Origin of the sequence: Acetobacter oryzifermentans, assembly GCF_001628715.1 — a bacterium.
Lineage (GTDB): Bacteria > Pseudomonadota > Alphaproteobacteria > Acetobacterales > Acetobacteraceae > Acetobacter > Acetobacter oryzifermentans.
This window is the reverse complement of the sequence record NZ_CP011122.1, coordinates 79809-102446: the sequence shown is the minus strand read 5'-3', so window position 1 is coordinate 102446 and position 22638 is coordinate 79809. Positions and strand designations below refer to the sequence as shown.

18 protein-coding genes and 5 pseudogenes are annotated in these 22638 nt (G+C 53.5%); 11 read left to right on the top strand and 12 right to left on the bottom strand.

The genetic code is table 11. The features are described 5' to 3' along the window. Positions 1-18 precede the first annotated feature (18 nt). The 5 genes from thrS (at position 19) to WG31_RS14520 (ending at position 8133) form a co-directional block, all read left to right on the top strand. Positions 19-1896 carry a threonine--tRNA ligase gene (gene thrS, locus WG31_RS14540; RefSeq protein ID WP_047957394.1) on the top strand — a complete coding sequence of 626 codons (1878 nt, stop codon included), beginning with the start codon at positions 19-21 and terminating at the stop codon, positions 1894-1896. Further along, positions 1893-3626, top strand: a complete 1734-nt coding sequence (locus WG31_RS14535; RefSeq protein ID WP_003626794.1) for an ABC transporter ATP-binding protein/permease — start codon at positions 1893-1895, stop codon at positions 3624-3626. Before thrS ends, WG31_RS14535 begins: the two co-directional genes overlap by 4 nt. A gap of 363 nt (positions 3627-3989) precedes the next feature. Next, positions 3990-4379, top strand: a complete 390-nt coding sequence (locus tag WG31_RS14530) for a hypothetical protein (protein ID WP_020936740.1) — start codon at positions 3990-3992, stop codon at positions 4377-4379. A 113-nt stretch (positions 4380-4492) separates the two neighbouring features. Continuing rightward, positions 4493-6781, top strand: coding sequence for a TonB-dependent receptor family protein (locus WG31_RS14525; RefSeq protein ID WP_077208809.1), 2289 nt, complete (start codon positions 4493-4495; stop codon positions 6779-6781). Between the two features lie 11 nt (positions 6782-6792). Next, a complete protein-coding gene (locus tag WG31_RS14520; protein WP_061342402.1) occupies positions 6793-8133 on the top strand; it encodes a PepSY-associated TM helix domain-containing protein in 1341 nt (446 codons plus the stop codon). Between the two features lie 132 nt (positions 8134-8265). On the opposite strand, the gene WG31_RS16150 is transcribed toward WG31_RS14520, so the two are convergent. The 5 genes and pseudogenes from WG31_RS16150 to WG31_RS15655 all read right to left on the bottom strand — a co-directional run. After that, entirely contained in the window at positions 8266-8496 is a 231-nt protein-coding gene (locus tag WG31_RS16150) for an SCO family protein (protein ID WP_238331373.1), read from the bottom strand. A gap of 99 nt (positions 8497-8595) precedes the next feature. Further along, a pseudogene (locus WG31_RS14515) lies at positions 8596-8976 on the bottom strand (integrase core domain-containing protein); the annotation flags it as partial. Positions 8977-8997: 21 nt separating this feature from the next. Beyond that, positions 8998-9546 (bottom strand): annotated as a pseudogene (locus tag WG31_RS14510) (IS3 family transposase); the annotation flags it as partial. Further along, complete coding sequence (locus tag WG31_RS14505) at positions 9547-10914, bottom strand: IS110 family RNA-guided transposase (protein WP_003627592.1); 1368 nt, start codon at positions 10912-10914, stop codon at positions 9547-9549. It abuts the pseudogene before it with no gap. A 235-nt stretch (positions 10915-11149) separates the two neighbouring features. Next, a pseudogene (locus tag WG31_RS15655) lies at positions 11150-11383 on the bottom strand (transposase); the annotation flags it as partial. Positions 11384-11568: 185 nt separating this feature from the next. Between WG31_RS15655 and WG31_RS14495 the strand changes: the two are divergent. Together WG31_RS14495 and WG31_RS14490 are read left to right on the top strand one after the other, a co-directional pair. Continuing rightward, positions 11569-11850 (top strand): annotated as a pseudogene (locus WG31_RS14495) (pyridoxal-phosphate dependent enzyme); the annotation flags it as partial. Positions 11851-11928: 78 nt separating this feature from the next. Further along, positions 11929-13008 carry an IS5 family transposase gene (locus WG31_RS14490; RefSeq protein ID WP_003626862.1) on the top strand — a complete coding sequence of 360 codons (1080 nt, stop codon included), beginning with the start codon at positions 11929-11931 and terminating at the stop codon, positions 13006-13008. Positions 13009-13325: 317 nt separating this feature from the next. Here WG31_RS14490 and WG31_RS14485 read toward each other — a convergent pair whose 3' ends face one another. Further along, the gene (locus WG31_RS14485; RefSeq protein WP_231862525.1) at positions 13326-14336 is read right to left on the bottom strand and encodes a TonB family protein; all 1011 of its coding nucleotides are present in this window, start codon (positions 14334-14336) and stop codon (positions 13326-13328) included. Between the two features lie 300 nt (positions 14337-14636). Here WG31_RS14485 and WG31_RS14480 point away from each other — a divergent pair, with 300 nt between their 5' ends. Both WG31_RS14480 and WG31_RS14475 read left to right on the top strand, forming a co-directional pair. Beyond that, a complete protein-coding gene (locus WG31_RS14480) occupies positions 14637-15185 on the top strand; it encodes a hypothetical protein (RefSeq protein WP_003626866.1) in 549 nt (182 codons plus the stop codon). Positions 15186-15264: 79 nt separating this feature from the next. Further along, positions 15265-17488 (top strand): annotated as a pseudogene (locus tag WG31_RS14475) (TonB-dependent receptor). A 128-nt stretch (positions 17489-17616) separates the two neighbouring features. Here WG31_RS14475 and WG31_RS16280 read toward each other — a convergent pair. From WG31_RS16280 to WG31_RS14450, 6 genes are all read right to left on the bottom strand, one after another. Then, the gene (locus tag WG31_RS16280; RefSeq protein ID WP_099541955.1) at positions 17617-17787 is read right to left on the bottom strand and encodes a transposase; all 171 of its coding nucleotides are present in this window, start codon (positions 17785-17787) and stop codon (positions 17617-17619) included. A gap of 419 nt (positions 17788-18206) precedes the next feature. Next, the gene (locus tag WG31_RS14470) at positions 18207-18452 is read right to left on the bottom strand and encodes a type II toxin-antitoxin system Phd/YefM family antitoxin (protein WP_019092505.1); all 246 of its coding nucleotides are present in this window, start codon (positions 18450-18452) and stop codon (positions 18207-18209) included. 555 nt (positions 18453-19007) lie between these two features. Next, a complete protein-coding gene (locus WG31_RS14465) occupies positions 19008-19361 on the bottom strand; it encodes a protease inhibitor I42 family protein (RefSeq protein ID WP_035362748.1) in 354 nt (117 codons plus the stop codon). Between the two features lie 264 nt (positions 19362-19625). Further along, on the bottom strand, positions 19626-20075 hold the full coding sequence (locus WG31_RS14460) for a hypothetical protein (protein WP_003626877.1): 450 nt from the start codon (positions 20073-20075) through the stop codon (positions 19626-19628). Between the two features lie 570 nt (positions 20076-20645). After that, on the bottom strand, positions 20646-21137 hold the full coding sequence (locus WG31_RS14455) for a type II toxin-antitoxin system YhaV family toxin (RefSeq protein WP_020936751.1): 492 nt from the start codon (positions 21135-21137) through the stop codon (positions 20646-20648). A gap of 2 nt (positions 21138-21139) precedes the next feature. Then, positions 21140-21472, bottom strand: a complete 333-nt coding sequence (locus WG31_RS14450) for a type II toxin-antitoxin system PrlF family antitoxin (RefSeq protein WP_020936752.1) — start codon at positions 21470-21472, stop codon at positions 21140-21142. 270 nt (positions 21473-21742) lie between these two features. On the opposite strand from WG31_RS14450, the gene WG31_RS14445 reads away from it, so the two are divergent. Further along, on the top strand, positions 21743-21985 hold the full coding sequence (locus WG31_RS14445) for a type II toxin-antitoxin system RelB/DinJ family antitoxin (RefSeq protein WP_061342401.1): 243 nt from the start codon (positions 21743-21745) through the stop codon (positions 21983-21985). Continuing rightward, positions 21982-22125 (top strand): type II toxin-antitoxin system RelE family toxin, encoded by a 144-nt coding sequence (locus WG31_RS16145; RefSeq protein WP_238704126.1) that lies wholly within the window; start codon positions 21982-21984, stop codon positions 22123-22125. Before WG31_RS14445 ends, WG31_RS16145 begins: the two co-directional genes overlap by 4 nt. Positions 22126-22638: the final 513 nt, after the last annotated feature.

Genomic DNA, 22638 nt, shown 5'->3' with positions numbered 1-22638 from the left:
CTTCGTCAAGGTTCTTCAATGTCATCGACCACCATCGCGTCCTGTTCCGCATCACATTCCCCAAAGGACGTTCTCGCCCGGCGTGTGGACGGCGCTCTCTCCGATCTTTCGGCAATCATGTCAGGTGACCGACCTTCTGAGCCTGTTTTCCGGTCAGACGCCGATGCACTTTCCCTGGTCCGGCACGACACGGCCCATGTTCTGGCACAGGCCGTCAGTGAACTGTTTCCCGGCACCGCGCTTGCGACAGGGCCCGCCACGGAGCAGGGATTTTTCTACGATTTCGCGGCTGAGCGCGCTTTCACGGATGATGATCTCGTTCGGATCGAAGCCCGCATGCACGAGATTGTCGATCGGGACGAAGCGATCATCCGGGAAGAATGGACGCGTGAGAGCGCCCTTGCCTGGTGTAAGGAGAACGGACAGCCCTACAAGGCGGAGATCATCCGGTCCCTGCCTGTTGATGCTATCCTGAGCTTTTACCGACAGGGCAGCTTCGTCGATCTCTGCCGGGGGCCACATCTCGCCAGCACCGGGCAGATCGGACACGCCTTTCGGCTTCTCGGCACAGCCGGGGCCTACTGGAAGGGCGACCGGAACAACCCGATGCTACAAAGGATTCACGGCACGGCCTGTCGTGATGCCGACGAACTGGCGGCGTGGGAGCGACGTCAGGAAGAAGCGGCACGCCGCGATCATCGCCGACTTGGACGCGAGATGGATCTATTCCATTTCCAGCCTGAAGCACCGGGAGCGGTCTTCTGGCATCCAAATGGCTGGACGCTGTTCCAGACGCTTCTCGCCTATCTACGCACGCGCCAACAGGCCGAGAACTATGTAGAGATCAATACGCCCGACATTATGGATCTGTCTCTCTGGCAAGCTTCCGGCCATTGGGAAAAATTCGGGGAGAACATGTTCACCACCGAGACCGAAGGCCGCACCTACGCCCTCAAGCCCATGAACTGTCCCGGTGGCGTGCAGGTTTTCCGTCATGGCCTGAAGAGTTATCGTGACCTGCCCCTGCGGATGGCTGAATTCGGCAAGGTCCATCGCTTCGAACCGTCAGGAGCGCTGCATGGCCTCATGCGCGTGCGCGCATTCACGCAGGATGACGCGCATATTTTCTGCACGCCGGAGCAGATGGAAGCTGAGACGCAGCGGATCTGCCATCTTGTGCTCTCAATCTATAAGGATTTTGGCTTCGACGATGTCCGTATCAAATTCTCTGACCGACCCGAAAAACGTGTCGGATCGGACGAGATCTGGGATCGCTCAGAGGACGCGTTACGGCGCGGGGTCGAAGCTTCGTGCCTTTCCTACACGCGCAATCCGGGGGAAGGTGCTTTTTACGGTCCCAAGCTGGAATTCGTACTGCGTGATGCAATCGGACGAGACTGGCAGTGCGGTACCGTGCAGGTCGATCTCAATCTGCCTCAGCGTCTGGACGCGCATTATGTCGGCGCGGATGGGGACAAGCATCCGCCCGTCATGCTGCACCGCGCCCTGTTCGGTTCGCTGGAACGTTTCATCGGCATTCTCCTTGAACACCATGCCGGCCATCTGCCCTTCTGGCTCGCTCCCGTTCAGGTCGTTGTGGCGACAATCACCGCCGCCGCAGACGAGTACGCGGACGATCTGATCAAAGCACTCCGCCAGCGTGGCATCCGCGTGGCACCCGATCTCCGTAACGAGAAAATCGCCTACAAAATCCGCGAACACAGTCTCGCGAAAGTGCCTGTGCTGCTGATTGTCGGAAAGAAAGAAGCACAGGCGGGAACCGTCTCCATCCGGGAGTATGGAAACCCGGATGCACCAACAATGACAATGGAAACAGCCATCGACCTGCTGGCTGACGCCTCCCGCTTCCGCCTGCCAAAGGTCTTTGGCGCATGAAGGGACTACGCGCTGCTCTCGCGGATCTCTGGTATCTGAGCCGACCCTATTTCACCTCGGCGGAACGCAAATCGGCCTGGACTTTGCTTGGCGTCGTACTGGGGCTGACCCTTCTGCTTGTGGGGGCGGATGTGCTGCAATCGTTTTCGCGTAACATTTTCTATACCGCTCTACAGCAGCGGGACGTCACATCCTTCCTGCGTGGTCTGTTCTGGTTCGTTCACACCCCGACGATGCCGATCCCCGGCTTCTTCATCATCGCAGTTCCTTCCCTGCTGGCGGCGGTATACGCCACCTACCTGCAACAATTACTGCAACTGCGCTGGCGGCGCTGGCTCACACATCGCATGGTCAGTCAGTGGCTTGACCAGAACGTCGCTTTCCGGATTGCCATAGAGGAAACCGGTCTGACCGCTGTTGGCGATAATCCCGATCAGCGTATCCAGGAAGATATCGACGGCTTCGTGCGGAACACGTTATCGCAGTTCCTCGACATCGTGTCACGGCTTGTCACTTTGTTCAGCTATGTCGGCCTACTCTGGGTGCTGTCGGGTGCGATCTCGATATTCGGCGTACGTATCCCAGGATATTTCCTGTGGATAGCTCTTCTTTATTCACTCTTTGCATCGGTCGTCACGCATCTGACGGGTCGTCGCCTGATTCCACTGCGGATCGCCCAGCAGAAAGCGGAAGCTGACTTCCGGTACAGTCTGGTTCATATCCGCGATCACGCGGCTAGCATCGCTCTCAGTGATGGGGCCGATCATGAGAAGCGTCTTCTGATCGGGAAATTCGACGTCATCTACGACAACTTCCTCGGGATTATGAAACGCGCCAAATGGCTTGGTTTCCTGACGGATGGTCTGGGAACATTATCAGGAAATTTTGCTCTTCTCGTCGGATCAATCCGCTATTTCGCTGGCAAGATCACCTTCGGTACGCTGATGCAGCTTGTGCAGGCTTTTTCCCGCGTTGAGGACGCACTCGGATGGATCTGGTCCTCCTACGCGTCACTTACTGAGTGGCGGGCCAATGTTGCTCGTCTGGCTACTTTCCAGCGCACGATGGATCGTGCGTCTGTCGGCACCGGGAAAACCACGCGCGAAATTAAGCCGACCGTGTGCGACATTGTGACTGATCATCTGGATATATACCGTCCGGATGGTTCGGTGCTTCTGTCGTCGGTAAACATAACATTGCCCAGAGGGCATGATATTGTCCTGATCGGGCCATCAGGTCTCGGAAAATCGACGCTTCTACGCACGCTCGCCGGTATCTGGCCGTTCACCAGCGGCACAATACGACTGCCTGCGGAGGAGATGATGTTCGTTCCGCAGCGTCCCTACCTTCCTCTTGGAACTCTGCGCGCCACCCTATGCTATCCCCGCGCCCCCGAGACCGTTTCCGATGATCGTCTTTGCACCGTCCTCGCGCAGGTCGGCCTGTCGGCCCTGATCGACGATCGGGATACTGAGGGCAGATGGACGGAACGGCTGTCGCCGGGAGAGCAGCAACGCCTGATGTTTGGTCGCGTTCTGCTCAATCAGCCGGCATGGGTGTTTCTGGATGAATCGACATCGAATCTTGATACCGCCTCTGAAAACCAGCTCTATGACCTCCTGCGCGACCATATCCCGTCAGTAACGATCGTGTCCGTCACGCATCGGACCACGCTACAGGAACGCCATCCGGTGACGATTGATCTTCAGGTTTTCGCTCCATCACAGTAAGCCACGTCGTACGTCGTAACTTCCTGCCTCCTGCCAGCATTCCTATGAGAAAAATGGACTTGTCTTGACCCAAAGTGCGATCAGCAAAGCTAAAAACAGAAGAATGGTACTGACCGACACCAAACACACCGCCGACACTGAACATCAAGCCACCCACGGTAGCACCTACCGCAATGGCGCGACCACCTTCCCGCTGGCGCTTTCGGCCTGATCGGGAACTGCATAAGCAACCCAATTCAACCACACCCAAGGACGCCCCTAACCCTCTCCGCATAGCAAACATTATCTGCGGCATGTGTGCGTTGCACTTCCGGCGCTGATATTATCTAGTTCGCAAAAAGAATTTGATATAATTGTCTTCACATGCTCTCTCGCACTCACAGTTCAACCTACCTGCTGGCCTTCTGGCCTCTCGTATTGCTTGCGCTGATTGCACGCCTGACATTTGGCGGAATTGCTTCCCCAACAGCACTGATCGACGATCCCCTCAAAACTTTTACACAGCTGAGCATTCTTTGCGATGCTCAGAACACATCGTCTGATCCAGACGGACAGAACCATCACTCAACCGCTCCCGACGATGACGGCTTTCTTCTGTCCGAGGCATTGGATCTGCTTATTGTAAGCATCGTTTTCTGTCTTTTTATAGGATTGTGTGTTGCTGGCATTCGCCAGACATGGATGTTCACAGCCATCCGGGGGCCGCCAACACCGAAACGGACTTCTCTCTGCCCTCAGGGACCTCCTGTCTGATCTGAATTGAAAGAGCCGCTCACCTAATCATGTAGGTGAGCTTTTTGTGCTGTCTCTTCAGGTTCCTTCACATGTTTCGTACTGTTTATTTTTCACTCCCGTTTTACGGGACAATGATCGCTGGTGCCATTTTCTCGGCCACCACGACGCACGCTGCCATCGGTGCAGAGAAGCCTCGTCCATCTTTGAGTAAGCGTGTTCTTCCTACGCCCAGAACCAAAAAAACTCCCGCCAAAAACGAACAGATTCTTGTAACGGGATTAAGCCGATCTTCAGCCCTTACTCGACCTGCAGGCCAGACGACTTATAGTTCCGATCGAAGTAATTTCGCGAACCAGGTTGGACAGAGTGTTGCAGACATGGTGGTCACCATTCCCGGTGTCAGCTTCACTCAGGGGAATGGCCCTCGCGATACAAACGTTTCCATTCGTGGGTCGGGAGATCGTCAATCATGGGGACTTAAAAATATTCAGGTGCTGGAAGATGGGTTCCCCATGACCCAGCCTGATGGGACAGCTCGGGCCGACTTGATCGACCCTCATGCCTATCAGGGTGTCGATGTTTTCGAGGGGCCAGCCTCAACCCTGTATGGTAATTATGCCATCAACGGCGCCATCAATTTCCGCACCCGGAAGGGAGCAGATATTCACGGACTGGAACTGGGCTCCGATTTCGGCAGTTTCGGGATGTTCAACAACTATGCCACCCTCGGCTTTGGCAACAGACACTACGATCTGATGATCTTTGGCAGCGATGTGCGTGGAAACGGCTTCATTGCCAATAGTCGTTATAATACCTCGACAGAAAATGTGCGGCTGCGTGTCAATCTGACGTCTGCTGATCGTCTTATCCTGAAATTTGTCAACAACGTCACGGATGCGTTTTTGCCAGCAAGATTGTCACTCAACCAGTATCGGGCCAATCCTTACCAGCAAGGGTGCGCCAATGCGTCCAGCGCAGCAACTGGCTGCGCATCTGTCAATCTGTTGGTCAATGGCCGCTATGGCGCGAAGGTTGCCATGAGCCCTGAAGAGGCAGGGTTGGGGCGCTTTGATCGGCGCACGGTGGTTGGCCTGCGCTGGGAGCATGATTTCAACAGCCACACAACATGGCGAAACCAGTTTACATACGATCAGCGCCATATCGACCAGCCAACGTCCCCTATGGCGTATGTCGGTCCTTATAATTCCTATAATGTAAGCAGCGACATAACCAACCATGCGCAACTTGCGGGCAGAGCGTTGGAAACATTTGCTGGCGTGAATTTTGATTATCTCGATTTTGGTTCACAGACTTACAACATCATGCCCCTGGGCGGTGCAACACGAGGGGCCATGAATTCCGAAAGCTACGGGCACCAGTGGAATCTCGGAGCGCGCTTTCAGGAAGACTGGCATTTTGCACCCGACTGGCACATTGTCGCCGGGCTTGGCGGCACATATTCCGATATTGGCGCAACCGAAACACTCTATGGCTACTCCGCAACGCTCAACACCCAGCGGGCCATCACAGCCAATCGTTTCTATTTCAATCTCGCGCCAGAAGGCGCGTTGATTTATACGCCATCAAAAGACTGGACGCTTCATACCCGTGTTGGCACAGCCTATGGCACCCCATCCTCTTCCAATCTTTTCATTACGCCACAGGGGGAATACGGGAACAATACACAACTGAAAAGCCAGACAAGTGTCGGCATTGATCTGGGCGCTGACTGGCATCCCTCTTCGACGATCAGCATTCAGGCAACAGGTTTTTACGAGTTTTATAAGAACGAACTGGTCAGCCAGTCTGCCGGTGTCAACACCGTTGGTTCCTACACTTTTAACGCACCCGCGTCCGAACATCGTGGTGTTGTTCTGGGTGTGGCGTGGAAGCCGTTGCCCAAAATGCTTCCCGGCGGTCGGGTTAAACTGAGCTACACCTATGATAACCAGATTTATACCAATTATACCGAAGTTCTTTCCAACAGCACGCTCTCACACAGCTTCAGCCGTAAAGGGCATTATATCCCCGGGGTCATTCCCAATTTTCTTAATGCCCGCTTTCTTTATGACCAGCCTGACGGTTTACTGGAAGGGCTGGGCGGATACGCGGAAGTCACGTGGCGTGATTCTTACTGGCTAGATAACGCCAATCGCCTGAAAGCGCCGGGGTATGCGCTGCTTAATCTTGAAATACATTATGATCCCCCCGCCCGGTTTGGCTGGGCACATCGTTTGCACTGGTATTTCGAGGTACAGAACGTCGCCAACCAGACCTATATCGCAGGGGCCACAAACATCAGCGATAAACTGCAAGCCAATGGTCAGCAGGCCGGTGCCACGACACTCATGAACAGCACAGGCTCCATCTATGCAGGTTCGCCCCGTGCGTATTTTGGCGGCATGCGGATCAGGTTTTGAGGGATAGTGCCATGACCATACACATTGCCACTCTCTGGCCAGACCGCCGCACGCTCTGGCGCTGGCATTTCTTCGCAGGGCTGTTCTGCCTGCCTTTTGTGGCTTTTCTCTCTCTGACCGGAGCGGTTTATCTCTTCAAACCCCAGATTGATGACTGGATTGACTGGCGATATGACCATCTGCTCACAGTTCAGTCGCCCTCTCCCAAGCGTGACGTTCAGGCTGCTTTATCAGCAGTGCCGCAGGGGGCTTTCCTGGCTTATGAACTTCCGCGGACTTCGCAGAGTGCCGCACGTATTCTGGTCAGCAGACCAGAAGGAGAGGCCGTGCGGGTCTATGTGGACAGGAACACCCACACTGTTCTGAAAACTGTTCTGGAAGAGAACAGATTTGAGCGTCTGGTTTTTCGGTTGCACGGTCAGTTGCTGCTGGGCAATATGGGTTCTGTCATTATGGAAATGGTTGCATCATGGACCATTGTGCTCATTGTGACAGGCCTACTGCTCTGGTGGCCTCGCGGTCAGAATGGACTGGCAGGCGTTGTTTATCCACGCCTTGGCATAAAGGGACGAACCCGGTGGCGGGATCTCCATGCCGTCACTGGCGTGTGGGCATCAGTGTTTCTGGTGCTGTTTCTGGTATCCGGTCTACCGTGGTCCTTTGTCTGGGGACATACCCTGCAATCGGTCGAAAACACGGTTGGTCGCCTGACCTCAGTCAAGGACTGGGAAATCGGCGCGGTTCCAGCCGCCACGGTCATTGCCGGGCACCCGGTCGGGCAATCACAGAAGCAGCCTGCAACAGGCAGCATGGATATGCCCGGTATGGATATGCCAACCGTCTCCACCTCTTTTCCTGAAGAGGACTTGGTAAGCAGTCTGGATACTGTTGTACAGACCGCGAGCACTCTCTCCCTGCCCGCTCCGGTCATCATTACGCCATCTGGTTCTATGTGGACTGTACGTTCCGACACGCAAAACCGACCTTTGCGAGAAAGTGTGACGGTAACACCAGATGGCCATGTGCAGGCACATACAACTTTCGCCCAGAAAGGCCTTATCGATCGGATCATTGGCTACGGCGTTGCGGCGCATGAAGGCCAGCTTTTTGGAAAGATGAATCAGGCTATCAATTTTTTAGTGGCAACTGGTTTACTGATGATGAGCAGTGCAGCAACAGTGTTGTGGCTTAAACGTAAACCTGTGGGAACCTTGGGGGTTCCGCCCGCCATGCCTTCTCAGAGATATGGAATTGTCGGTATTATGACCCTTGTCATTCTGGGGCTGCTTCTACCAGAACTGGGGGCCGCATTACTTGTTCTGACTCTCGCAAACCGGATGTTTGCGAGATGAGGTCAAACCTGACATCAGGAGGATGGTAAAAGTCATCTGAGCTCGCTTGCAATCTGATGGGCACTAGCATCAACGAGGATCATGCCAACCAGATGATTTTGTCCATGCATGAGGTAAAGAAGCGAACTATGATCAACGAGATAGTCTGAAGCATTGGGAGCATGACGCCGTACTGAGACATGAAACTCCCTCAAAACGAGGCTGAAGCTGAGGTTCCGATCCTATCAAACCAACAATGCGCGGGGAAAAACGTTCAATATACTCCTCTAAAACTTCAGGGGTATCACGTTCGGGATCAACTGAAATGAACACGGGAATAATGTTTTGTCCCCGCTTACCAAGCCCCTCAAGAGCGGCTGACACAGTCACTAGTGTCAACGGGAAGACGTCCACACTGAATTGTCTCGGGTTTTGTAGAGACGTTTTTTATCTGAACTAAGCGGCTAAAGCATGTAATTTCTGCTAAGCATAAAAACAAGTCTTAGCTTCTGCTGGCGGGATATTTCCCATGGATGACAGAATGCGGCGATTATTGAACCAATCCATCCATTTGAGTGTGGCCAGTTCAACAGCGTCCCTATTTTTCCATAGCCCCTGCTGATAGATAAGTTCAGTTTTGTAGAGCTCATTTATGGTCTCAGCCAGGGCGTTATCATAGGAATCCCCAACACTTCCGACAGAGGCAACGAGACCTGCTTCAGTCAGTCTTTGCGTGTAGCGAATGGACACATATTGACAGCCGCGGTCGGAATGGTGGGTCACTTTTCCCTCTGGCCGCCTCTGGCACAGAGCCTGCTCAAGGGCATCCAGCACGAAGTCAGTATGGGCCGTTGATGAGACACGCCGTGAGTAGGCCCTAGTTTTCTAGACGCCTTGATCATTCAAAGTCTGCTGTTGTTCGAACTGCACGGGTGACAGCATCTCGTTCCTGACCCGCTTGCGCACCGGGTTATAGAACATTTCGATGTAGTCAAACACGTCCTGTCGGGCTTCCTGGCGCGTTTTGTAAGTTCGACGCCGGATGCGCTCACGCTTGAGCGATGAGAAAAAACTTTCCGCTACAGCATTGTCGTGGCAATTGCCGCGGCGGCTCATCGAGTGTTCCAGATTGTGAGCCCGTATGAAGGCAGTCCAGTCCATGCTGGTAAACTGACTGCCCTGATCGAGCAGATCATCGTGCAGCTTACGGTAGCCATAAACCCTGCCACTGTCGTTCCAGGCCTGACGGATCAACGTGGTCTGTCGGGCATCCTCGCAAGCCCGTCGGCTCAACGGCTCCTTCCGCCAGGCATAGTAGCCACTGGGCTGCACGGCCAGACAGCGGCACATCGCCCGAACTCCAAAACGATCACGATGCTCGGTAATGAAGGCGTATCTCACTTTGCATCCTTGGCGAAATACGCGGTGGCTTTCCTAAGAAACACCAGGCTCGGTGGCTACAGGGATGGGATGCAGGACAAACCCTAATGACTGCGCACGTCGGTGGAGATTGGAGACGACACGTTTGCGATGGATTTCATCGTCATGTCCCGCTCCGGGATCGGCATAAATCATGCCGTGCCTGAGGGTATTGTAAAACAGAACCGCTATCTTCCGAGCCGTGGCGGTGACTGCCTTGGCTTTCCCGACCCGCGCTGATAAGCGTCTGTAAAAAGCCCCCAACGCCGTATCGCTTCGCCCGAGCGTTGTGGCTGCCAGACGTAGCAGTGCTGCGGCCCGGCTTGAGGATCGGCGTGTGCGAGATGACAGAAGCTTTCCTCCGGAAATCTTGTTTCCCGGAGCAAGGCAGAGCCAGGACGTGAAATGTTTTGCACTTGGCCAGACGCGAAGGTCTGTGCCGCATTCTGCCACAAGCTTGAGTGCCAAGGAAACACCGATGCCATGGATCTGCGTGAGATCCACGCCCAGCAAGCGATATAGAATGCCGCGGACGTCGAAGGACGGAACACTCACCTGCTTTGTCTTGATCCGAGGCTTTGGGAGGTCTGCCGCAGGCTTTGCACTGCCGTGGCTCAAAAGCAGTAACAGGCCTTCCATGCGGCGATCACAGGCCATGATCCGTTCCTGATAAATATCATAGAGCTCCAGTGCCTGCGTCAGAGCGAACACATGTTCATCTCTATAATTGCCCATCAGAGCTGCCGATATCACTTCTGCCGATGAGCGGCATCTGACGTCGCGCTTAGCGGCCAGCGTCTCTGGATCACGTTCACCGCCGACAATTGCCCGGATAATCTGCATGCCTGTGACGCCAGTGATGTCGGAGACAACGTGATGGAGTTGCAGATTCATTTCCATCAGGGCTTTCTGCATGTGCTGGATATGTCCCGCAGCATACTCGACCAGACGTTCACGTTGACGCAGGTAAGCCCGCAATGCGGCAATATCGGCCTGAGGCCGAAAGCTTCCACGCAGCAAGCCATAGGAATGAAGTTGCTGGAGCCATCCGGCATCGCTCACGTCCGTCTTGCGACCAGGTACATTCTTGGCGTAGCGCGCGTTCACCAGAATGACGTCGAAACCATGCTGCTCAAGGATTTCATAAACCGGGATCCAGTAGACGCCTGTAGATTCCATGGCGACACTGGTGACTTTGCAGTCTTTGAACCACTCAGCCAACGCATGCAGGTCGGACGTAAATGTGCCAAAGGACCGGATTGGGTCCTTCGCAGCCTCAGGGGACACCGCCGCCATATGCATCCGTGATCCAATATCGATCGCAGCGGCTCCCTGAATATGGCGTGTGAGATCAAAGGACGCTTTTGCAGATTTTCGAGGCATCGTAACATCTCCACACAGTGTGCTGGAGGAGGGTGTGGAACATGCCTATCAATCATCTTCCTAACCGGGATCACCGCAAGGCGGTGTCACCATTCTCAAGTTCGCACAGTTCCATGGACCACGTTTTTTAACGGGGACGAACCCGCCAATAAGCGAACGGCCGCTACCCTCCTGTCCGGCACAATAGCATGGCCCGTTTCTATGCCGCACAGGCGGACAAACGTCCGGGATCGTTTTTTAAGATATCGCGCTCCTCGGTGACCCGGGCTAGTTCGCGCTTCAATTGCCGGATCTCGGCATCCTTGCCAGAATCGCCCGATACCACCTTCGCGAATTGCCGCTTTCACGCATACAGCGAATGTGTGCTGACCCCGAGCCGCTGCAAAACTTCCGCTACCGGATATCCCCGCTCGGTAATCTGCGTCACCGCATCACGCTTGAACTCATCACTGAAATTGGGCTTCCCCATCAACGCCTCCTGTCCTCATTTTTAGGAGCCAGGGCGTCCAGAAATCTAGGGCCTACTCACCGTAATTACTTCAGGAAGGTTTCTTGGCGCGTTCTACCATCGTGAGTCGACCGACTTATGACCTCAATGTAGAACTCGAAATTCAATCTTTAGCCTGATCTTTTTACCTTTCAGGAGTTTAAATAATGTCTCTGAGTATAAAAACGCCCCTGCTTGAATCGTTGCCGCTTGAACAGTTGAATGGAACGCAGGTCTGGATGAAAATGGAGGCGGCGCAGCCGTCAGGATCGTTCAAGATTCGCGGTATTGGTCATGCCTGCGAATATCACTATGGCAAAGGTGCGCGCCGCTTCATTTCATCTTCCGGCGGCAATGCTGGACTGGCTGTTGCTTACGCCGGTCGTAAGCTAGGTGTCCCCGTCGTCGTCGTCGTTCCAGAAACCACGTCCGAACGCGCCCGCCACCTGGAGGGTTCTAAAAACCCCCTGGTTTTGAGGTCTTCTGTATGATTCTATTTCTTCTGCGTTGATTGAGGGAATGGCGATATGAAGCAGTCTGGTTTCTTTGATGTTGAAGAGCGTCTTGCCCGGCTGAGTGGGCTTGGCGATCAGCTCGAAGCGTTTTCCCGGACTGTGGATTTTGAAGCGTTCCGTCCTGATCTGGACAAGGCCCTGGCGTATTCCGATGGAAGCAAGGGCGGACGACCGCCATTTGATCCTGTGCTGATGTTCAAGATCCTGGTGATCCAGACGCTCAACAATTTGTCTGATGAGCGGACGGAATATCTGATCAACGATCGCCTCTCCTTTATGCGTTTCCTTGGGCTGGGACTTTCAGATCGGGTGCCGGATGCCAAAACGGTCTGGCTGTTTCGCGAGCGTCTGACCCAGGCGGGTGCGATCGATGGGCTGTTCATCCGCTTTGATGCGACCCTGCGTAACGCCGGGTATTTGCCGATGTCAGGCCAGATCCTGGATGCCACGCTGGTAGCGGCTCCGAAGCAGCGGAACACCAATGCAGAGAAAGCGGATCTGCGAGCAGGCCGTATTCCTGAAGACTGGCAGGACAAACCCGCAAAGCTGTCGCACAAGGATCGTCATGCGCGCTGGACACTGAAGTTCACGAAGGCGAAGCGGCAGGATGATGGAACCATGCCATCCAGCGATCTCGCCATCCCGTTCTTTGGCTATAAATCGCATGTTTCCATCGATCGGAAATACCGGTTCATCCGCAAATGGAAAACAACGCATGCCGCTGCCAGTGATGGCGCGCGATTGAGAGAGGGGCTTCTGGATAAAACCAATACGGCCTCAAGTGTCTGGGCCGACACGGCCTATCGCTCAAAAGACAACGAAGACTTCATGGAAAAGCAGGGCTTTGTCTCCAAGGTTCATCGCAAAAAGCCGCATCTCAAGCCTATGCCCCGGCATATCCAGAAATCAAATGCTGGAAAGTCGGTCATCCGCTCGCGTGTCGAGCATGTCTTTGCCGATCAGAAGTCACAGACGGGGCTGTTTATCCGGACTGTCGGTATCAGTCGAGCCACCATGAGGATCGGGCTCGCCAATATCGTCTACAATATGCGCCGCCTCCTCTTCCTCGAAAGATTGAACGCGAGCGCATAGCCATCCAGCGAGAGACAACTCCCAATCTGCTCAAAACGCAGACTGGACGCCATCGCAAAAACCGTCAATCAAATCGCCAAAACCCAGAAATTACCGGCCAAGCACATCAATCAAGGGTTCTTCGATCCCTCCAAATCGTATCTGTTCACGAAAAACCCTATTTTTCAATTTATAAAAAACGGAACATCATCGAACAATTCTTCGCCAGCCCGAAGCAGTTCAAAGGCACTGCAACACTCTATGACAAGCTGGAATCAACCTTCATCACAGCAGTGCAACTCGTCTCCGTTATCATCGGAGATAACTGACGACACGCCCTAACGAATATGAAATCCGACCGGAATCCGCCCCACCATAGGTGTTGAAGCCGGTGCGACACAGTGCAACCCACGAGCAGCGGCCAGTGCTTGTGCATCCAGATCATCATAGCCAGTACTCTGCACCAGTCGAGTTGTAGCAATGGCTCCGTCTGCTGCCAAAGTGACCTCCACCACGCCTTCTCCTTCTTCGTGCAGATGCCGGGCCATGGGAGGATAATGCGTCTGCGGTGGGGAGCAAGTAAGCGTGCGTGCCCCGCTCCCGTTGGCTACATGAGCCACCGATGCCGCCGCTGGTTGCGCAGCAGCAGAGTTCTGTGCTGCAGGAGCCAACTGAATTTGACTGGCCGCAGTACGAGCAGAAGTGGAAACAGGAGGTGTCGCTACCTTCGGAGAATGCGAAGTCAAACTCGTCTTGGGTGTAGATGGTACTGCCGCCTTGCGAGGCATGGATATTTGAGAAGAGTGAGCTGAAGGCCGATGCTCATGTGCTGGAGCGGCCCGCTGTGTGGCAACAGGCGGAAAGATATTTGTCATGCGCGGCACGGGTGGTGTATCCGCTGGCATGGGAGGCGCTCCCAGCGAGGAAGCAAGCGCCTCGTCTGGCGGTGTTATCTCAGAGGACTGAGTGGCATAAAAGAGATTAGCCGTAGGAGGCACACTGAGTGGTTCTACCTGCTCAGGAGTAGGAACCAGTTCCTGAGGCGGGGTTACAGAAGTGAGGTTCGCAGCGCTGACGGGCTTGCTGACAGGAGATTCAAACACCATCTCCACAGCTTTCTGCCCCGGTGCTTTCGACGGATGCCATGGATGAAATGTCACTAGCAGGCAGGCTGTAATTACCCCGTGCCCGACGACTGCTGCCAGAAGGGCCAGATGCCACACCCGGCTAGTCCGGCTCTGTCGAGCAGAAAATACGCCCCCCTCTAACCGTGCACGCACGTCTGGCGTTAGTGCATCGTCATCCTGCCCTAGTCTGCCGTGCGGTTTCACCCGTCCGCGTTCCTTCATCCTTTGGTCCTGAACGGCCCATACCCACAACACAAGGCAGATACACCCAAGCACCCAAACAGCTGCGACGCCTTGCCACTTATGCCGACCTGCACGCGTGCCTGCCTGTTTTCTGCGTGGTCTGTGTGGGCTTTTTCCCGTGATTTTATACCTCTCGCCGCCGCCTTCAATCAGAAAGATCACTTTTGCGGCAGTCATACGTTTGACACAAATCCTCTCATAGATAAATAAAGCAAAGCCACGTCCCACCTTTGGTCCAACCCACCATGGCCCGCACAGACAGGAGTTCCGGCTGCTCTGATGGCCCGCACCACCCACCCGTTGCATACGCTGCTGAAATTGTCGCTGGTGGTGGTGACACTGGTAGGCTTTCTCAGCCTGCTCGCCCTTCAGAGCTTTGCGCAACCGGATGAACTGCCCCGCGCCACCATAGCCCGCCTTCTGGGCGTGGATATTGCAGCTTCCCTCTCCGCACCCGATGAAGTCTTGGATGCAACGTCCGCTGGCGCAGGGCAGAAGGGTTCTGGCCTTGCCTCGCCAGAAGGCGCGGTGGGCCTGCCCACCAGAGTGGGCCCGACCCAGCACCATCATATGATGGCCGCACATGCCCATCACATGGCAGCGGCCATTGCGGGTAAATCCACGCAGCCGCATTCCGGCCACCATCATGGGGTGGAGCAGTGCCCGCTTTGCCCGCTTCTTTCGCTGCCAGCGGCGCTCCCCGTGGCCTTATTACTGGTGCCCCCGCCCATTCTGCGGTGGATGCGGCGCGGCAGCAGCGCCTCCACCCCACGCGCACCGCCCAGCGTTCAGCTTGGCTTGCCGCCCTCACGTGGGCCTCCTGCCTGAACAAAGCTTCTTCGTGCCCTTTTGGCCTCATGACCGAAGAAAAAAGGGTTCTGCACGCTTTGTTTTCAGGATTGTTTTTATGATCACGCTTATCAACCGACGCCGCGTGCCGACGTGGGCGTGGGGCATTGCTGCGGTGTGCGCGGCCCCCACCATCTCCGCTGCGCTGGCGCAAACAACGGCTGCGCAGGTCAGCGCCAGCCAGAGCAACACGGCCTCTGGCAGTGCCGTTGTCACACTGCCCCGGCTGGATATCTCAACGGATGAGGAAGAGGAAACCTCCCTCTCCGATGCCCCACTGACAGCGTCCTCGCCCGATGCCAGCTCACAGCGCATGTCCCGGCTTTCCAGCCCGGATGTGTCCTCGCTGTTCCGTAACCAGCCGGGGTTCAGTTCCTATGGCGGCGGGCGGCTGGCCAACCTGCCCGTGCTGAACGGCATGGCGGATGATCGCGTCGCCACTATTGTGGATGGCGTGCGCATCTCTCCCGCCTGCCCCAACCACATGAACCCCACCCTCTCTTACATTGATCCAGACAGCGTGCAGACTGCCACCAGCATTGCGGGCCTGACCCCTGTCAGCAGCGGGGGCGACAGTCTGGGCGGCACCATTGATGTGGAACGGGCAGACCCACGCTTTGCCCGCAAGGGCAAAATTCTTGTGACAGGCCGGGTGCGCGGCACCTACCGCAGCAATGGCGGGGCCTACGGGGCTTCTGGTTCTGTCACAGTTGCCAATCATCTGCTCAGCATCAGCTATACGGGTTCTTATGATCAGTCCGGCAATTATCGGGGGGGGGGCGGGCATGGGCACCGTGCACTCCACCAATTACCTGACCTATAATCACGCCGTAACGGTGGGCTTGCACAAGGACAACCATCTGGTGGCCATTACCGTGGGGCAGCAGGACACCCCGCGTGAGGGCTTTGCCAACCAGTATATGGACATGACCAACAACCGCTCCACTTTTGTAAACGGCAAATATACTGGCTCGTTTGACTGGGGCACGTTTGAAGCCCGCGGCTACTGGCAGCGCATTACCCACGCCATGAACATGCTGGCGGACAAGGGCGGCCATTCAGCCACCACCGGCATGCCCATGAACAATGACTCCCGTCTGGCGGGTTATTCGCTCAAGGCCACCATTCCGCTAGGGCATTTTCATACCCTCAAGCTGGGCAGCGGGTTTGACCATGTGGGACTGAATGACTGGTGGCCACCGCTGCAAGGCAGCATGATGATGGGGCCGGACACCTACCACAACATCAATAACGGCCACCGCGACCGGCTGGGCCACTATGCCGAGTGGGAAGCCCACTGGACGCCGCGCGTTTCTACCCTGCTGGGGTTCCGCAATGATCTGATCATGATGAACACGGGAGCCGTGGCTCCCTATTCATGGACAGGCATGATGAACATGAAGGATGCCATGGCTGCCCGCGCCTTCAACGCCCACAACCGGGGGCGGACGGATGTGAATTTTGATGTCACCGCCATGGCTCGCTGGAAGGTAACAGACAGCTTTACGCTGGAAGGCGGCTACGCCCGTAAATCCCGCGCGCCCAACCTGTATGAACGCTATGCGTGGGGCCGTGGCACCATGTCTTCCAGCATGATCGGCTGGTTTGGCGATGGCAACGGCTATGTGGGCAACATGGATCTGAAGTCAGAAATCGCCAACACGGCCAGCGTGACGCTGGACTGGCATGACCCCACTGCCGCCAACCGCTGGGGTCTGACGGTCCAGCCCTATTACAGTTACGTGCACAATTACATCAACGTGGTACAGTTGAGCACTTTCTCCAACGGGCACCATTTGCTGCAATTTGCCAATCACAATGCCCAGACCTACGGCATTAACGCATCCGGCCATTACACGCTGTGGGACACAGCAAAATATGGCAAGGGTGAAGTCACCGGCGTCCTCAACTGGGTGCGTGGACAGGATGAGGTCACACATTCCGGCCTGTACAACATGATGCCGCTTAACGGCACGGTGGCTGTACATGAAACAGTGGGCCATTGGACCGGTCGGGTGGAGATGAACTTTGTCAAACCCAAGGACACCGTGGACTGGCTGCGCGGCGAACCCCGCACCGCAGGCTATGCCCTGCTGAACCTTGGCGGCAGCTACACTTGGAAGATGCTGACGCTGGATGCCGGAATTGATAACGTGCTCAACCAGCCTTACTACTTGCCGCTGGGTGGTCTCTCTCTTGGTGATACACGTTATATCGGCACCACCCGCGCCTTGCCGGGCATGGGCCGTTCATTCAACGTGAGCCTTTCCGCCACGTTCTGAAGCCTTACCTTTCCTGCCTGCGTGGAGAAATAGCCCGTAGGCAGAGAGTGAAACTGTCTTTATGGCAGTCCTGCCTTGGTTCCGACTCAACCTGATATTGGGTGTTAAGCACTGTATCTCACCTATCTTCACTGTTTCGAACAGTTGACGGTGGCCCGATTTCGGGACTGCGAAATCCAGTGGCTCAGCGTTGATTTGCTAATCCCCATATCCGCCGCAACCCGTGTCCTGGACAAACCGCAGCTAAGTGCGATCCTGACCGCCTCGCGGCGAAACTCTTCTGTCTGCTTCAATGCCATGGTCTCATGCCTTTCCTGTTAAATGTTGTAAACGCTCACTCAACCGGCTCAAAACCGTTACAAGTCCAGTTTTGAGACAGTCTAAAAGTGACCGCAAACTGGTCAACAGGGACGATCAGCTGGTGTATCTCGGTCAAGATATGAGGGGATGACTGATCTGCTGAATAACCTTAACCGTAAGGTTTCTGGCAAACCTACTGCTCCGGAAACGACCAGCTCTGAGGAAGACGGTGGCATCCCAGACGAGCTGATGGGTATAATCTTGGAAATCCTGCTACTGACACGCGCGAATTCAGATAGGTCTGAACTTCATCTCAACACATAAGGGGCGCGGCGCGTACGAATATCGTTCAAACAGCTTCGACAGGACCTAGATAAGCCTGCACGAGAGGATCATGGGGGCAGCAGAAGAAGCAGCTTCATGCCGAACCATCGAACAGAGAAATGATGTCCTCCTGTCCCATGCGATCAAAATCCTCTGGCACCCGGATTTTCCCTGTCAGAAAACCCAGACGCCGTTGCTGTTGTTCTTCAGGGGCCGTAATCGGGCTGACCCGCACCATCGGCCGACCGGCTTTGGCAATGATGAAACTTTCCCCTTTCATGGCCGCATCAATCAGCCGAGACAGATGGGTCTTGGCTTCATGAATGTTGACTGTGCGCATAAGAGAAGCGTCATCATCTTCTACCATAAAACTTAGCCATATGAGTTTAGTCTATCAAGAACTAAATTTTCTCTCTTCAGAAAATCTGAGGGCGCCTTTGATGACAATATTCCGACTGGCGATACCGTGGTACCTCGCGTAAACGCGGAAACAATGGAGAGTGATGAATATCGACCGTTCTGGCGACAGCCTAGCTTCGATACTGAACGGGAGCGACATAGCCCGCCAAAGGCATCTGGCGGAAAGATACGTAAATCGCCCCTCATTCTATTTTCTTGAGTTCTTATCGTGGAAAAAGAAGAAAAATCCCTGTCTGGCAAACCATCCAATCCACATAGATACACAATGGATGAACTTCTTGCCGTCTCGGATTATTCCCAACCTCAACCTTTAGACGAACGAGAGTGGATTGACGCTCCTGCTATAGGACGGGAACTGGTTTAAGTATTTCTTTCTGAGCAAATGATCTACCAACGAACAAACCCCGCCTTTCTGGCAGAGTTTGTTCGTTGATAGACCTATGAATTTTGACGAATGTGATTGCTTTGAAAAAAATTATTTAATTACGCTTATATATTTATAAGTGGAGTTTTTTGGTAAATCTTCAAAAGGTTGTCCGTATTTGAGCTCTAATGTGCCTTTTCCTAAAGAAATGGCCTTAAAAAAGAATTTTTCCACTCCACCGCAACCTAAATTATTACCGCAATTTTTGGATTGTATGTACTCCATACCTACTAAAGCGACGTTTTTTGGGAGACCTTTAATCATCCAACCGTATCCTGTAGTTGGATTTGATTCCAGTTCAAATGAAAATGTATCATTTAATTTTGATGTTACAGTATCATTACTTGGTTCTGCGAAAGCATAGCAAGGAAACATGATAGCAATTAAAGAGATAAACTTTTTCATTTTCTTCCTTTCGAAGATGAAGAATTTTATAGAACTGCGTTTTTAACTCCCTCGACCCCAATCATTATCACGTACACGAAATCGACTAAATGTTTTAGTCCGTTCCCATTGAGCCTTGACCGCTTGTTCTTGGAGTTTCTGGCGTAGCTACTGGGCCAGTTTGACACATCCCTCGACTGAATTACCCTTGGTTTTGTGGGGACAGTTAGAATATGAGGCCATTCAGATCGATACCATTTACAGACGAGGAATACGAACTGTCCGTTAATACCCGATACCAAGATTATCTAAACGATGATAGAATTCGAACATTCTTCGTTCATTCGTAATATCTTGATCATGCATTACATCATCCACAAAAGGGTCTGGATGTGGAACATGATCTGGCATGGGTGAATATGTTGCCCAAAATTTCTTTGCTTCACTCCAGCATGCCCATTGTTCATCTTGATCTTGAATCGTTGGACAGTGACTTTCGTAATAATCGAAAATCTTGCTTTTCTGTTTCTTAATCCGGCTATTGTAGTAATAATTTTGATCTGCGTCTGAGACATAATTTTCGTGCTGGATGCGTTCAACATGTGCAGATTCTTGTTCTGGGGTTTCTGTGGCACAGGCTGTTAATCCTAATATACCGCATACTAAAATTGTCCTAACCAACATGAAGGGTTCTAAAAAACCCTCCTTTTTGCCGATATGAAAATCGTAAAACATTGATATTGCTACCTCTCTAAAATGCAAAATGAGGGTTTTTAGAATCCTCTACCTTGCAGGCTTGCCACAAATTCAGGAAATGACGGGCTGACACGTGATAACATCAGTTATTACGTTTTGAACGTGTAGAGGACGCATCGCATGCTTTTTATACGCTATTAGCGTATAAAATAATTTATGACAGATGGGCCGAAATTGTTCGAGTGGAATGATGTCAAAAGCGGCGCCTGCTTTGAAGATCGCAGTTTTAGTTTTGTGAATACGTTAACAAGTCTACACGTATAATGATGGGCACTTTCCCTCAGGATCACGAATCTTTCTTTCTCCACAAAACCTGGGACAATTCACTTGTTAAGTCGGATAGTAAAGTATAGGACTACCGTGTGATCATGACAGGGTCGCTGTGACTAGCTCATGTCGCATGGAGCGGCTGGCCAAGTGTACGTATCGCCCTTGCGTTATGAGATTGAAGTTGAATAGCGGAAACCATGCCTACAGCATAGTTCCGATGCAGCTGACAGTCTGATTCAGACGGTAACAAGTATATAGTGTAACACTTTACAGTATTCGTCACGGATTCGAAGACGAGGCAATTTCCAGCCGGTCAACAGCAGCCTGATCGGACGCTTCTTTGCTAAGCTCGGTCCAACCATCAGGCGGGTTGCCACCTTCTAGCATTCCTTGGAAAACTTTGTAGGCATCGGTCTTTGCGCCATAAGTGCGCAAACTATTGTTATCGTTCACCCAGGCAAAGATGATGACTTTCGTGGCCGAATCATAGCGGAAGAACAGGCGGAAACGACCATTCCCGAACTTTGCCCTGAACCAATGCTTGTGCGCTTTCCCTAGCGTCGTGCCCTGCCGATAAGCGGTTACAGTCGGATCAGCAGGGATTGACTGGAAGATCAGTTTGTTCAAGGCAGCTAATAGCTTTGTGTTTGCATTCTTCTGGTATTCGTTAGGCTTTTTTTTCTTCAACTCCTCAACGGCGTCGGTGAGCTTTTCCAACTGATCGAGAAAGAGCGGATGCGCTAGGATGGTCCAGCCATTGATAGTCAGCATAGTCAGAGCGCAACATCTCCCTCAATCTCGGCATCAAGGTCAACGTCCATGTTTCCGACAAGCGCGGCTACGCGATCAGGCAGGCTGGCAGGCAGCTTGACGATGGAACTGTCGGGATGGTCGATCATGTCCTGCTCCAGAAATTCGAGGAAGCGAAAAACGACGGGATCTCTTGTTCCTTCTGTAGCCTTCTTGACATGGATACGACGCTGGTCGTCCACGAAGAAGGTGATACGCCCACCATAGTCCACGCCCAAAGCCTGTCTGATGCTCTTAGGAATGGTTGTTTGACCCTTCGCGGTGATAGTACTTTCTTCTTTCAGCAATGCGGCCATGTCTTGGCTCCAATCTTGATTTCTTCTGAAAGGTAAGGAAAATTCCTTACGATGTCAAGCGGGTCATATCTACTTGTACAATTACATTTGTATCGTGTGTGAGCACGGATAACGATGGCCTGATATGTTCGTCGAAAGACGCACTATCTGAGGATGTGAGCGATGGGTCCCTGTCGTTTTCCATGGGAACGACAGGAACGCAGCCCTTATTCATTTGCCTTTACAAACGTAAAGGCACAAACAGATGATGTGTTTGTTGGAGGACACATCATGGCTTCAATTAACCTGCGCATCGATGACAGTCTGAAGAAAGCGGCCTACGATCGTCTGTCAGAACTCGGCGTGACACCCTCAGATCTCATCCGCCAGACCTTTGAATATGTCGTCGCTACTGGCAAGCTCCCTGTCCGGCGCACTGTTGTATCGGATGACGGTCTGGAGCTCCTTGCCGTCGTTCGAGAGCGTCTTGCCTCGCCTGAACCGTCTCTTCCGGTTTCATTGGACGATCTGTGAGCTGCTATAAAATCAAACGTCGAGCTTCCGGATATCGGCTGGTGTATCAGGTTCATGAGGGGAAACTCATAGTGCTGGTTGTTGCGATTGGACGCAGGGATGCCAATGAGGTTTACGACGATGCAACCCGCCGCGTCTGAGCATGTTCCGGACAGCCTCAGTTCAATCTTCTGACGGAAAGTTATACGAAAGCCTCACCCAGACGGCACTGGCTTTCGGCAGACTTGATCAGCGCCTGCATCATCATCCTCTCCTCCCTGCAATCCTGTTTCGGGAGCAGCTGGAAGCTGCAAGAGCCTGCGCAGCAGTCGATGGCCATCTCATAGATCCGTGGCGGTTGGCGGCAGAACTGGAAGGTTTGAGATCAGTACCACTCGGATGTGATATTTATGAACGCGGAACGTCTGTGGACGCTCTCCACGCTGCATTTGAGCAATATCAATGGTTGGTTAGGCCAACGGATACGCAACGCAACGCCATAGAAGAGGCTTCAGGTTGGCTCAGCAAGCATAGTGTCAGATTAGGCCCTCTTCTTGGCTCTGCCCGGGCCTTTCATGCCTGGATAGAAGCAGGACATGTTCGTGCCCCGATGCGCGCCGCATTGATCCGCCACTGGCGCCTGACCAATGTTCTTCATTTTCCGCTTCCCCTTG

Bases quoted from the DNA above. Each gene is read 5' to 3' on its own strand.
- thrS (WP_047957394.1), top strand. From the start codon at position 19: ATGTCATCGACCACCATCGCGTCCTGTTCCGCATCACATTCCCCAAAG.
- WG31_RS14535 (WP_003626794.1), top strand. From the start codon at position 1,893: ATGAAGGGACTACGCGCTGCTCTCGCGGATCTCTGGTATCTGAGCCGA.
- WG31_RS14530 (WP_020936740.1), top strand. From the start codon at position 3,990: ATGCTCTCTCGCACTCACAGTTCAACCTACCTGCTGGCCTTCTGGCCT.
- WG31_RS14525 (WP_077208809.1), top strand. From the start codon at position 4,493: ATGATCGCTGGTGCCATTTTCTCGGCCACCACGACGCACGCTGCCATC.
- WG31_RS14520 (WP_061342402.1), top strand. From the start codon at position 6,793: ATGACCATACACATTGCCACTCTCTGGCCAGACCGCCGCACGCTCTGG.
- WG31_RS14505 (WP_003627592.1), bottom strand. From the start codon at position 10,914: ATGCCTCGAAAATCTGCAAAAGCGTCCTTTGATCTCACACGCCATATT.
- WG31_RS14490 (WP_003626862.1), top strand. From the start codon at position 11,929: ATGAAGCAGTCTGGTTTCTTTGATGTTGAAGAGCGTCTTGCCCGGCTG.
- WG31_RS14485 (WP_231862525.1), bottom strand. From the start codon at position 14,336: ATGAAGGAACGCGGACGGGTGAAACCGCACGGCAGACTAGGGCAGGAT.
- WG31_RS14480 (WP_003626866.1), top strand. From the start codon at position 14,637: ATGGCCCGCACCACCCACCCGTTGCATACGCTGCTGAAATTGTCGCTG.
- WG31_RS16280 (WP_099541955.1), bottom strand. From the start codon at position 17,787: ATGGCATTGAAGCAGACAGAAGAGTTTCGCCGCGAGGCGGTCAGGATC.
- WG31_RS14470 (WP_019092505.1), bottom strand. From the start codon at position 18,452: ATGCGCACAGTCAACATTCATGAAGCCAAGACCCATCTGTCTCGGCTG.
- WG31_RS14465 (WP_035362748.1), bottom strand. From the start codon at position 19,361: ATGAAAAAGTTTATCTCTTTAATTGCTATCATGTTTCCTTGCTATGCT.
- WG31_RS14460 (WP_003626877.1), bottom strand. From the start codon at position 20,075: ATGTTTTACGATTTTCATATCGGCAAAAAGGAGGGTTTTTTAGAACCC.
- WG31_RS14455 (WP_020936751.1), bottom strand. From the start codon at position 21,137: ATGCTGACTATCAATGGCTGGACCATCCTAGCGCATCCGCTCTTTCTC.
- WG31_RS14450 (WP_020936752.1), bottom strand. From the start codon at position 21,472: ATGGCCGCATTGCTGAAAGAAGAAAGTACTATCACCGCGAAGGGTCAA.
- WG31_RS14445 (WP_061342401.1), top strand. From the start codon at position 21,743: ATGGCTTCAATTAACCTGCGCATCGATGACAGTCTGAAGAAAGCGGCC.